Genomic DNA, 12402 nt, shown 5'->3' with positions numbered 1-12402 from the left:
AAGGGGTGATACGAATGTATCACCCCTTTTTTAATGCTCTGTCTATTCGAGATAAAAAATTAATCTATTTTAAGCTCTTGTAACATAGACTCAGGTAGAGCCAATTCATCATTTTTATTCACCTCAATTCCAGCATCAATGATGGCTTGAGCGATATCTTGAGCCTGTTCCAGCGAGTGCATGCTTGCCGTTCCACACTGGTACTCATTTAGCTCTGGGATTTTATTTTGGCTCTCGACTTTGAGTACATCTTTCATTGCGGCAAGCCAAGCAGTTGCGACTTGCTCTTCAGAAGGTGTACCAATTAAGCACATGTAAAAACCGGTACGACAGCCCATCGGTGAAATATCAATAATCTCGATCGACTCATCGTTTAAATGTGCACGCATGAACCCAGCATATAAATGCTCTAAGGTATGAATACCTCGTTCAGACAAAATATCCTTATTTGGAGCCGTAAAACGCAAATCAAACACCGTAATAGTATCGCCTTTTGGGGTTTGCATCTTCTTGGCTACTCGTACCGCTGGCGCATTCATACGGGTATGATCGACAGTAAAACTATCCAGTAACGGCATTGCTCATCTCCTTGCAATTTACTCTAACAAGCCAGTTAAAAAAACCAGCTGCGATTGTCTTCTAGCTCTTGTCGGCACTGTTTTAGCTGCCCACCATAATTCTTTGCTTGCTGCTCAACTTTTCGAGCGATTTTTTTCAGTGTAGGTTTACCTTGATAACTTTTACGTTTGAAGCCACCACGGCCTTCATGGTAAGCCAAATATTGATTATAAGGGTCCCACTTTGATATCCCTAGCTGACGCTGAGTCTCGCTTGTATACCAACCAACAAACATTAATGAGTCATCAAAATTCGTTCTCGAACCACCATGATTCGTTGCCTTCTGAAAGTCTTCCCACGCCGGGTCCTGAGCTTGCGCATAGCCATAAGCACTGCTCACTCGACCCCACGGGATGAAACCTAAAATATAGTCTTTCGGAGGCCTCGCATCATGGCGAAAACTACTCTCTTGTTTAACGAATGCCATGGCGACGTTAATCGGAGTACCCCACTCATCTTCCATCTCTAAAGCATCATCATACCAGCTTGGGTTTTCACGAAAAATTTCACAAAGGTTACTTTGTTTTTTCGGTGGTGGTGTTGCACAACCCGCTAATGTAAAAACAAATACTGCGATCAAAATTGAACGAAACACATGACATCCTTGGCTATTATCGATTATTTGTCATCACTATTCAGGTATGAGAAATAATCACTTAAAAATGCATCAAAACTCGCGGTATCCGACTGTTCAATCTCTTTTTGAGCAACAATAGAACGCTGCACTTCTTGCTCCATTAACTCCGCAGAATAATGTTTAAACTGATGCTGAAGGTGCTCGTCACGGAACGCTTTTCCTAGTTCGCAACCAAGATTACCTAGCCCCCCCATCTCTTTCGTCTTCTCTAAAAGTTGACCTGAAATGGTAAGTTCTGGTTCATCAATCCAGCCTGATAGCTTATGGCAAACATCTTGATAATCTGTTCCACCTAACTCAGAATCCATCAGCTTTGCGATATCCATTAAATCAACAAACACGCGCTTAGCCCACTGCTGTAGCGTGAGTTTTTCGCCATGACAGCCAATTTGAAGCTCTAAACCAGGCTTACGACCTTCTAAAATGACTTTATTCCAATTGTCACGCCAGCACTCTAACTCGCAGTTGTTCATCTCTTCGGAGTCTGACAGTACGCTCCAAGTTAAAAACAGGTCCAAAAACCTCACTTGATCGTCTGTGATGCCGATGGAGCTAAATGGGTTCACATCTAAAGACCGAACCTCAATGTATTCAACGCCAGCTCTGGCTAGTGCTTCTGACGGTTTTTCACCGCTCTTAGCAACACGCTTAGGACGAATAGGTGCATACAATTCATTCTCAATTTGCAGAACATTACTGTTCAACTGGCGATGTTCGCCTTCGACTTTGATGCCGATTTCTGCAAATTCATCAGAAGGAGTATGAATCGCTTGATTCAACCCTTCCAAGTATTGGTCTAAACCATTAAAGCCAATTTTCAATGAGCTTTGTGCATTATTGGTGTAGCCCAAATCACTTAAACGCAATGATGTTGCTTGCGGTAAGTAAAGTGTTTTGCCTATGTTTTCAAACGGCAAGTTACTTTCTCGCCCTTGAATAAACGAAGAGCACAAAGCAGGTGAAGCGCCAAAGAAGTAAGGGATCAACCAACCAAAGCGGTAATAATTACGAATTAATCCAAAGTAAGCGTCTGACTTCGATGCTTCGCGATCGCTTTGTACCTGCTCACCATATAATGCATCCCAAAATGATTCAGGGAATGAGAAGTTAAAATGCACACCAGATATGATTTGCATCAGGCTGCCATAACGGCGTTTCAAACCTTCACGATATAAGGTTTTCATTTTGCCTGTATTTGATGAGCCATATTGAGCTAATTGAATATCCTCTTCGTCGCCTACATAGCAAGGCATGGAAAGAGGCCACAACTTCTCATTATCTAATTTGGTTTGGGTAAAGTGATGCACATCTTTAAGCTGTGCCAATAGTGTGTTCACGTCATTCGATACTGGCGTTATAAATTCCAGTAAAGATTCAGAAAAGTCAGTGGTGATCCATTCGTTTGTTAACGCTGAACCTAAGCTTTTCGGATGAGGCGTTAATGCTAAACGACCATCTTTTCCATAACGTAATGTTTCACGCTCTACACCACGGCCAAATTGTGAAAACACAACGGGATTATCTGCAACTTTTTTAAGTCGCGCAGCAAAATCAGTCAAAATTCAGTTCACTTATCTTATATCGTTCTTATTCGAACCATTATAATTCGTTGGCCCATGTAAAAGAGGCTTCGAGAGAGACATATGGCCTCTCCCTATTTAATGTGTGCTCTAATGGATAATTTCAAGCTCTACGACAGGAATATCCAATTTTTCTAGCTCAGGTTTGAGGGTTTTGGCATCTCCTACCACTATAAATTGGTAGTCGTTTGGATCAAACCATTTGCGGGCTAAATTGTTCAACGTCTCTTTATCCACCATTTCTACAATGTCGTTGCGCTGCTGTAAGTAATCTTCGTCTAAGCTAAATGCTAAGATGTTACTCAACAACATTGCTTTTTGAGCTGGCGTTTCGTACTTCAAAGCGTCCTGCTGTCCTACCGCCAAGCGCATAAAATCAACTTCATCTTGGGTCAGTCCACTAATACTGATTTCTTGTAACTCATTTTGCAGTTCAATAATAGATGCTACCGTCACATCCGCACGAACTTGAGCATTAAAGACGATGGCCCCGGTCTCCCTATTACTTGCAAAGTAGCTACCAGCACCATAGGTATAACCTTTATCTTCACGTAAATTTTGATTTATGCGACTATTGAAATTACCGCCTAAGTTAAAATTTGCCAATTGACTTAAGTACAACTCACCAGTGGCATCAAATGGCAGCCCTTTTCTCACCATACGAACGATGCTTTGAGGAGCGCCCGGCTTATCAACAAGATAAAGTTTCTGCTCTGTTAGTGGCTTGACAATTTGTGGCCTCAGCAACGGAGCTGCCTCAGCTTCCCAACTTTCGATAAAAGAGAGCTCTTTTTTGATCTCACGTTTGGATACATCTCCCACAACAATAATATGAGCACCTTGTGGCGTGTAGTTATCTCGGTAGAAGTTTTTAATATCTTGTAGCGTGATTGATTTGATCGATTGCTCAGTACCATCACTTGAGCGTGCAAAGATAGAGTCACCGAAGAGCACTTGTCTCGTCGCTTGTGAAGCCATCCAGCTCGGTTGTTGGTGTTGATAAACCACACCTTCTAACATCTGCATTTTTAGTCGCTCAAAATCGTCTAGCTCAAAGGCAGGCGTAAAGAGTTGCTCTTCCACAATCGCTAATGTTTCCGATAAATTTTGCTTCAGAGATGAAACGGTGATCTTGGTTGTATAAGCGCCAGCACTAATATTAATCGTACTACCTAATCTATCCAATTGTGCTTGAAGGGCTTCAATGGAGTGAGCTTGAGTCCCCTCTTCCATCATAGCGGCAGTGAAATTTGCTAACCCCTCTTTTCCTCGTGGAACATATCGCTCTCCTGCTGGAAGTTGGATTTGCAATTGTACGGTTGGCGTTTCATTGCTCACGGTTCCAAGTAACTCAGTACCATTGGTGTAATGGAGCTTATATAGGCTCGGCATTTCAGCTTTTACCGCTTGAGCAACTTCGGGGATTTGTGAGCGATCAAACTCATCGACTGCACGACGGTAAACAAGTTGATCATCGGTCACTTTCTTATATTCAGGAAGTGTTCGATCAGGAGTGGTAAAGGTTGCTTTTCTGACAGCTAGCTTTTGTTCTCCCTTAGGAATAACGCTTAACGTTACTTTCGCTTTACCTTTGATGAAATCATCGTAGGCTTTTTCTACCGACTCAGGAGAGACAGATCGAATCTGATTTAGTTTAGACTCTAATCGATCTGGCTGACCATAAAATGTTTGGTTTGACGCTAATTGTGACACTTTCCCACGTACACTCTGCAATGCAAAAACGGCATTCGCTTCTGCACTACCTGTTATTTGATCAAGTCTTTCTTGCTCAACACCTTGCGCTTCAAACTGCTCAAGTGTAGCCATTACTTCTGAATATAAATGGGTAAGATCGCCTTTATCTCCAGAGTCACCCATGGCATAGACGTAAAGGGTACAGGCTAATTCTGCACAATCTTGAAATGCACCTGCATCTACCGCTTTTTGCGTCTTTATTAGGTTTTGATATAAGTAGCTATTGGTGCCGCTGCCTAACACGTTTGCCAGTGCATTCACTGAAGATTCGCTGGAGTCTCCGCGATAAGTGGTAGGCCAACCGATAAGAACCATCGGCTGACGAATTCGGTCTTCTAATGTGATGTATCGATCTGCGTTCAATACTGCGGGCGCTTTCGGTGCGTTTTCAACATCAGGTCCTGATGGAATCGACCCAAAATATTGATTCACCCACTCTAACGTTTGATCAACATCGATATCACCACCAATGGTAATTACCGCATTATTGGGGCCATACCAACGCAAGAAGAATGCTTTAAGATCATTCACATCAACTCGATCTAAGTCTTCAATATAGCCGATAGTCTGCCAGGAATATGGGTGGCCTTCGGGATAAAGCGCTTCTCCCATTTTCTCCCACATCAAACCATATGGACGGTTATCGTAACTCTGCGCACGTTCATTTTTTACGGTATCTCTTTGTATCTCAAACTTCTTCTGAGAAACCGCATTTAATAGAAAACCCATCCGATCCGATTCAAGCCACAACATTTTTTCTAGCTGGTTCGAAGGCACGGTTTCGAAGTAGTTTGTTCGATCACGATTGGTGGTGCCATTAAGTGTTCCACCGGCTTCAGTAATGATCTTAAAGTGTTGCTGATCACCCACATGCTCAGATCCTTGAAACATCATATGCTCAAAAAAATGCGCAAAGCCAGATTTACCAATCTCTTCACGAGCGGAACCAACATGATAAGTCACATCGACATGAACAAGAGGATCAGAATCATCAGGCGATAAGATAACGGTTAACCCATTATCTAATCGATATTTTGAATATGGGATCATGACCTTATCAGCGCTAGAGTCGACCTCTTCAACAAGAGTGACGCCTTTAGGCAATGATGAGAAGAAAGGAACCGATACTGGTACTTGAGATGAGCAGCCATAGAGGGCGATGAGGGATAAAGCACCAAGACAAACTTTTTTCATTGGTTCTCCTTAAAAATTGATAGCAAAAATATCATCGGTGAAATACTGAGAGCAACAGAAAAAATCTATAAATCAAATAACGATATACGATGATAAATACATTAAAAAAGCTCTAAAAAAACAGCCGATAAAACACCGTAACGCAATGCTTTACCGATAAAAACTAAAATCATGCATGGCCAAAACTTCATCCTTAACCAACCAGCAGCAAGGCATAACGGATCGCCTATAATGGGAAGCCAACTTAAAAGCATCGTCCAATAGCCATATTTTTTTAACCAAGCTAATGCTTTATGACCATGTTTATCCTGCTCAGTTCGATTAGGAAGCCAAATACCGATCCAATAATTGGTTAACCCCCCAAGCGTATTGCCTGTGGTCGCTATCAATATGATGCTTAAAACTGAAAATTGATTCAGGCTAAGTGTGGCAATCACGCTTGCTTCTGAACCACCAGGCAACAAGGTTGCACTCAAAAAGCCACTAAAAAAAAGCACCCATAATGCTGAATCTGAAAACCATAATGCAATATCTTCAAACAGTGCGTTAAAAAGCTCTAGCACTGCATACCCAACAGCACCTTACCGCGAGTATGACCAGTTTCAATTTGGAGGTGAGCGTCTTGGGCTTGTTCCAATGGATAAATTTTATGGATTTCAGTTTTTAATAACCCGACGCTGACCATGTACATCAACGCATCAAGTTGTTCAATATCAGGTTTAACCAACATGCCATTGGCAGTAAAACCTAGAAGCTTAGCTTTCTCACAAATAAGCTCTGCTGACAGGGTTGGAACGGTCACAACTCGCGCGCCATCTTTTAGGCATTTAAGTGCATCTAAGGCGATATCTCCTCCAACGAGATCAATCAGAACATCGACATCAGATACACGCTCTGAAGCTGGTGCAAATTGGTAATTAACCGCGTGGGCCCCTAGATTCGCAAGGTAATCTAAATTCGCTTCACTGCAAGTGGTGTATACCTCAGCTTTGGCTGCAACCGCAATTTGCACTGCAAGATGCCCGACCCCGCCAGCACCAGCTAAAATAAGTACTCTATCGCCCTCTTTAACTTCCGCATTATTGATGGCCTGCGCAGCAGTTTGTCCCGCTAAAGGCAGTGCTGCGGCAGCTTCCAAGGTGATCGCATCCGGCACTGCACACAAATCCGTTTCGGCCACACAGATATATTGGCTATAGCCTCCCCCTTGAAGAGGAAAGCCAATAAAGCCGGCAACATTATCATTGATAGAAAATCGGGTAGACGCTGCTCCACAGGCGACGACTTTCCCTGAAATGTCATATCCAGGAACCCAAGGGAGGTTATCTTTATTTTGTGCAGCAGCCCAACCAAGACCGGCTCGAGTTTTGACGTCAATAGGGTTCACACCAGAAAAAGCAACCTTAATTAACACTTCATCAGCTTTTGGTACTGGGACCGGTGAGGTTGCCACTGCTAAGGTCTCCGCGGAGCCAAATTCAGTGATTACGATTTGCTTATTTTCCATAGAAAGTCCCTAATCTTGGATTGAGTACATACTGCTATTGTACTTTGATGGGTGTTTATCGCACTTAACAGCAAGTTGTGCACACACCGAAAAAAATAGGTAATAAAAAGGGATGCAATTGCATCCCTTTGACTATAAACCATTTCATACTTATAGGTTAAGCATTAGCGTCTATTTTAACCCGCTAGTGCAAGCAAAATACCAGCCGCTACCGCAGAGCCTAACACACCCGCGACATTTGGCCCCATAGCATGCATTAATAGGAAGTTTTGTGGGTTAGCTTCTAAACCAACCTTATTTACTACCCTTGCCGCCATTGGTACCGCAGAAACACCCGCCGCACCAATCAATGGATTAATGTCCTCTTTCGAGTATTTATTGAGTAATTTAGCCATCAGTACACCCGCAGCCGTACCAATACTAAAGGCAACCGCCCCTAATGCTAAAATACCTAAAGTTTCAAAGTTTAAGAACTTATCAGCTTGCAGTTTAGAACCAACACCTAGGCCTAAAAATATTGTCACAATATTGATTAGCTCATTTTGGGCGGTCTTGGATAGACGATCCACCACACCGGCTTCTCGCATTAAGTTACCCAAACAGAACATACCAACTAATGGCGTTGCTGAAGGTAAGAATAAGATCGTCATAATCAAAACGGCGAGTGGGAATATAGTTTTCTCCATTTTCCCAACATGACGCAGTTGAGCCATTTTAATCTTACGCTCTTCAGGCGTGGTTAACGCTTTCATAATTGGAGGCTGAATAATCGGTACTAACGCCATGTAGCTATATGCTGCCACCGCAATAGCTCCGAGCAAATCAGGTGATAGCTTACTTGCTAAAAAGATTGCGGTTGGGCCATCTGCGCCACCAATGATGGCAATCGATGATGCATCTGCCATCGAAAATTCCATTCCTGGTACATAGTTAAGTAATATCGCCCCAAATAGGGTCGAGAAGATACCAAACTGTGCTGCGGCTCCAAGCCATAGGGTTTTAGGGTTGGCGATCAACGCACCAAAATCCGTCATAGCTCCTACGCCCATGAAGATCAGTAGCGGGAAGACACCCGTTTCAATTCCAACATGGTAAACGTAGTAAAGTAACCCACCCGGATCAGTAAAACCGGCATTAGGTATATTGGCTAATACTGCACCAAAACCAATAGGCAATAGTAGTAAAGGCTCAAATCCTTTCTTGATAGCTAAAAAGAGCAGAATACAGCCAACAAGCATCATGCAAACCTGGCCAAATTCGAAGTTTGCGATCCCTGTTTCCGACCATAAGATCTTTAATCCGTCCATGGTACTCCCTTATGCCAAGCTTAGTAGTGGAGAACCGACAGCTACAGCATCGCCCTCTTTAACGTGTAAGTCTTGAACAATGCCACCACGAGCTGCTCTAACTTCAGTCTCCATCTTCATCGCTTCAAGCAATAGCAGTACGTCGCCTTCAGCAACTTCAGCACCCGCTTGCACATTCACTTTGAAGATATTTCCCGCTAAAGGCGCTGGAACAACTTCACTATCACTTGCTGGAGCAGGAGCCGCAGGGGCTGCTGATTTTGCTGGAGTGACTGATGACAATTGCCCTTGAGGACCCACTTCGACATCGTAAACTTGACCATCAACTTTAACGCTATAAGTTTCCACTGAACCAACAGATGCAGGCGCGGCAACAGGAGCCGTCGCAGCCTGTGCTGATTCTAATGTTGGAGCAGGTTCAAACGCTTCAGGGTTACGGCGGTTTTTAAGGAATTTAAGTCCAACTTGAGGGAATAACGCATAAGTCAGGACATCATCAACGGTATCTTCGGCTAAAGATATGCCTTCTGATTTCGCTTTGCTGAGTAGGTCTGTTGTTAAAGTATCGAGTTCGTCAACCAACAAGTCAGCAGGTCGGCAAGTGATCGCTTCTGCGCCATTGAGAACTTTCGCTTGTAACTCGGCATTCACGGGCGCTGGAGCCGTTCCATATTCACCTTTAAGAACACCAGCTGTCTCTTTGGTAATACTCTTATATCTTTCACCTGTCAGTACGTTAATTACTGATTGAGTCCCTACAATTTGCGACGTCGGTGTCACCAAAGGAATGTAGCCTAAATCTTTACGTACACGTGGGATCTCTTCCAGAACTTCATCAAGACGATCCGCTGCACCTTGCTCTTTTAGCTGCCCTTCCATATTGGTTAGCATGCCACCAGGTACTTGAGCGATCAGGATGCGAGAGTCCACCCCTTTCATCTGCCCTTCCCACTTCGCATACTTTTTACGAACATCACGAAAATATGTCGCAATTGGCTCTATTTGTTCAAGTTTAAGATTTGTATCACGCTCTGTACCTTCAAGCATCGCAACAACGGTTTCAGTTGGTGTATGCCCATAAGTACAGCTCATTGATGAAATAGCCGTATCTAAAATATCAATGCCCGCTTCTACCGCTTTAACAGCCGTCGCCGTTGATAAACCTGTCGTAGCATGGCTATGAAGAGCCAAAGGAACATCACATGACGCTTTAATACGTGTTATCAACTCTTCGGCTTCATAAGGTTTCAGTAAGCCTGACATATCTTTAATGCATAGAGAGTGGCAACCAAGATCTTCTAAACGCTTAGCCAGATCAACCCAAGTATCTGAATTATGAACCGGGCTGGTTGTGTAAGAGAGTGTACCTTGCGCATGGCCACCCACTTTAATTGTGGCCTTAACAGCCGTTTCAAAGTTACGCACATCATTCATCGCATCGAAGATACGAAATACGTCCATACCATTGATATGCGCACGCTCAACAAATTTCTCAACAACATCATCTGCGTAATGGCGATATCCGAGTAAATTCTGTCCTCGTAATAGCATTTGCATTGGTGTATTTGGCATTGCTTTCTTTAATTCACGTAAACGTTCCCAAGGATCTTCCCCTAAAAATCGAATACACGAATCAAACGTCGCTCCACCCCATGTTTCAAGAGACCAATAACCAACTTTATCCAGCTCTGCTGCAATAGGCAGCATATCTTCAATACGCATACGCGTAGCAAATAGTGACTGGTGGGCATCACGAAGTACCACATCTGTGATCGCTAGTGGTTTAGACATGCTCATTAACTCCTTTTAATACTTACAAATGCTATTTAGCTGTAGAGGTACGGTATTGATGTACCGCAGCCGAAATCGCGGCTACTACACTTGGGCTGATAGCAGAGGATTCTGATGTAACTTTTTTATTTTGAGTGGTAGGTGTGATCGGTGCTGGTACTTCTTCTGGTACCAGTTTGGACATCAACCGAACTACGTAAACTAGAATGGTGAGGAAAATAAAGACGACCGACATCCCCGTAACCATCAGGGTTGCAGCATCTACTAGCAGGCTTCCAATATGTGTCATGTTGCTTCCTTTCTTCGTCATCCTGACATGTGCAGGACTCCACGATTATAAATCCCGACAAAAGGATTATCTCGATTGGTAAAACTTTGTCAATTTTGTTTAAGGAAGAGTTCTATATAAAGCACAAATCAGATGAATATTTGTACACTCAAATCACATAAATCTGATCTTATGGCCTTTTTTAGACTAAAAAACTAGTGAATATTGCCAGATTACTGAAGAAATGGGGTCAATAGTGAGATGAGGTTAAAATTTCTGAGATTAACTAATAAAAACAATTGGTTGTATTATTCAAGTTAACAAGAAGTAATAGAAATGTTAAATACAAAAAAGCCTCGCATTGCGAGGCTTTTTTAATCTCTAAAAGAGAAATAATGGTGCGCGCGGGAGGATTCGAACCTCCGACCGCCTGGTTCGTAGCCAGGTACTCTATCCAGCTGAGCTACGCGCGCACTAAATCGGTGTTACACAATGACTGTTTCAATCACTGCTTGCCTCTCTTACGAGAGTAATAATGGTGCGCGCGGGAGGATTCGAACCTCCGACCGCCTGGTTCGTAGCCAGGTACTCTATCCAGCTGAGCTACGCGCGCACTAAATCGGTGTTACACAATGATTGTATCAATCACTGCTTGCCTCTCTTACGAGAGTAATAATGGTGCGCGCGGGAGGATTCGAACCTCCGACCGCCTGGTTCGTAGCCAGGTACTCTATCCAGCTGAGCTACGCGCGCACTAAATCGGTGCTACACAATGATTGTATCAATCACTGCTTGCCTCTCTTACGAGAGTAATAATGGTGCGCGCGGGAGGATTCGAACCTCCGACCGCCTGGTTCGTAGCCAGGTACTCTATCCAGCTGAGCTACGCGCGCACTAAATTGGTGTTACACAATGACTGTTTCAATCACTGCTTGCCTCTCTTACGAGAGTAATAATGGTGCGCGCGGGAGGATTCGAACCTCCGACCGCCTGGTTCGTAGCCAGGTACTCTATCCAGCTGAGCTACGCGCGCACTAAATCGGTGTTACACAATGATTGTATCAATCACTGCTTGTCTCTCTTACGAGAGTAATAATGGTGCGCGCGGGAGGATTCGAACCTCCGACCGCCTGGTTCGTAGCCAGGTACTCTATCCAGCTGAGCTACGCGCGCACTGTAATTCCTGCTAAAGAATTATTGTGAAGCTTATCACATTCCATTTCTTACGAAACAAAAAAAGCCCTAAGGGCATACAATGAATGGCGGTGAAGGAGGGATTCGAACCCTCGATACGGCTACAAACCGTATACTCCCTTAGCAGGGGAGCGCCTTCAGCCTCTCGGCCACCTCACCGTTGTATATTCACTGTTTTATCTCTTGCAAAGGAGATAATGGTGCGCGCGGGAGGATTCGAACCTCCGACCGCCTGGTTCGTAGCCAGGTACTCTATCCAGCTGAGCTACGCGCGCACTAATTGTTTCTTTACCTAAGTAAGTCAACGTCTCAAGAATGGCGGTGAAGGAGGGATTCGAACCCTCGATACGGCTACAAACCGTATACTCCCTTAGCAGGGGAGCGCCTTCAGCCTCTCGGCCACCTCACCGTCTTGAGGAGGCACATATTACGATTTACCAAAAATATGTCAAACATTTTCTTGGCAAAAACTGCAAAAAAAACCTCAACCGTTGCCTATTTAATCAAAGCGTTGAAAAATCGCACGTTAAAGTCGAGATTGACGCCTCGAA

Annotated in this window: 9 protein-coding genes and 9 tRNA genes; all 18 read right to left on the bottom strand. The window is 43.7% G+C overall.

Annotated features, from left to right (window positions below; all coding sequences use genetic code 11):
• Positions 1-59: 59 nt before the first annotated feature.
• The 18 genes from luxS to OCV39_RS02380 all read right to left on the bottom strand — a co-directional run bounded on the left by luxS (position 60) and on the right by OCV39_RS02380 (position 12260).
• Positions 60-578, bottom strand: a complete 519-nt coding sequence (luxS, locus tag OCV39_RS02465; protein WP_261888858.1) for an S-ribosylhomocysteine lyase — start codon at positions 576-578, stop codon at positions 60-62.
• A 35-nt stretch (positions 579-613) separates the two neighbouring features.
• A complete protein-coding gene (locus tag OCV39_RS02460) occupies positions 614-1213 on the bottom strand; it encodes a transglycosylase SLT domain-containing protein (RefSeq protein ID WP_017054182.1) in 600 nt (199 codons plus the stop codon).
• A 23-nt stretch (positions 1214-1236) separates the two neighbouring features.
• Positions 1237-2814, bottom strand: a complete 1578-nt coding sequence (gene gshA / locus OCV39_RS02455; protein ID WP_113799278.1) for a glutamate--cysteine ligase — start codon at positions 2812-2814, stop codon at positions 1237-1239.
• Between the two features lie 111 nt (positions 2815-2925).
• The gene (locus OCV39_RS02450) at positions 2926-5784 is read right to left on the bottom strand and encodes a M16 family metallopeptidase (RefSeq protein ID WP_261888857.1); all 2859 of its coding nucleotides are present in this window, start codon (positions 5782-5784) and stop codon (positions 2926-2928) included.
• A 101-nt stretch (positions 5785-5885) separates the two neighbouring features.
• Positions 5886-6347 (bottom strand): YqaA family protein, encoded by a 462-nt coding sequence (locus tag OCV39_RS02445; protein WP_261888856.1) that lies wholly within the window; start codon positions 6345-6347, stop codon positions 5886-5888.
• Positions 6341-7291 carry an NADP-dependent oxidoreductase gene (locus OCV39_RS02440; protein ID WP_113799283.1) on the bottom strand — a complete coding sequence of 317 codons (951 nt, stop codon included), beginning with the start codon at positions 7289-7291 and terminating at the stop codon, positions 6341-6343. Before OCV39_RS02440 ends, OCV39_RS02445 begins: the two co-directional genes overlap by 7 nt.
• Before the next feature lie 176 nt (positions 7292-7467).
• Positions 7468-8598, bottom strand: a complete 1131-nt coding sequence (locus OCV39_RS02435; protein WP_261888855.1) for a sodium ion-translocating decarboxylase subunit beta — start codon at positions 8596-8598, stop codon at positions 7468-7470.
• A gap of 9 nt (positions 8599-8607) precedes the next feature.
• Positions 8608-10389 carry a sodium-extruding oxaloacetate decarboxylase subunit alpha gene (oadA, locus tag OCV39_RS02430; protein WP_261888854.1) on the bottom strand — a complete coding sequence of 594 codons (1782 nt, stop codon included), beginning with the start codon at positions 10387-10389 and terminating at the stop codon, positions 8608-8610.
• Positions 10390-10420: 31 nt separating this feature from the next.
• Positions 10421-10678 carry an oxaloacetate decarboxylase subunit gamma gene (locus OCV39_RS02425; RefSeq protein ID WP_017054189.1) on the bottom strand — a complete coding sequence of 86 codons (258 nt, stop codon included), beginning with the start codon at positions 10676-10678 and terminating at the stop codon, positions 10421-10423.
• Between the two features lie 375 nt (positions 10679-11053).
• A tRNA-Arg gene (locus tag OCV39_RS02420) sits at positions 11054-11130 on the bottom strand.
• Between the two features lie 63 nt (positions 11131-11193).
• Positions 11194-11270 (bottom strand) — tRNA-Arg (locus OCV39_RS02415).
• Positions 11271-11333: 63 nt separating this feature from the next.
• Positions 11334-11410: transfer RNA gene (locus OCV39_RS02410), tRNA-Arg, on the bottom strand.
• Positions 11411-11473: 63 nt separating this feature from the next.
• Positions 11474-11550, bottom strand: a tRNA-Arg gene (locus tag OCV39_RS02405).
• Positions 11551-11613: 63 nt separating this feature from the next.
• Positions 11614-11690 (bottom strand) — tRNA-Arg (locus tag OCV39_RS02400).
• 63 nt (positions 11691-11753) lie between these two features.
• Positions 11754-11830, bottom strand: a tRNA-Arg gene (locus OCV39_RS02395).
• Positions 11831-11917: 87 nt separating this feature from the next.
• Positions 11918-12010: transfer RNA gene (locus OCV39_RS02390), tRNA-Ser, on the bottom strand.
• A 39-nt stretch (positions 12011-12049) separates the two neighbouring features.
• A tRNA-Arg gene (locus OCV39_RS02385) sits at positions 12050-12126 on the bottom strand.
• A gap of 41 nt (positions 12127-12167) precedes the next feature.
• Positions 12168-12260: transfer RNA gene (locus tag OCV39_RS02380), tRNA-Ser, on the bottom strand.
• Between the last annotated feature and the right edge of the window lie 142 nt (positions 12261-12402).

The organism is Vibrio cortegadensis (assembly GCF_024347395.1).
GTDB classification, from domain to species: domain Bacteria; phylum Pseudomonadota; class Gammaproteobacteria; order Enterobacterales; family Vibrionaceae; genus Vibrio; species Vibrio cortegadensis.
The sequence above is the reverse complement of the archived record's forward strand: the minus strand, read 5'-3'. Positions and strand labels throughout refer to the sequence as shown.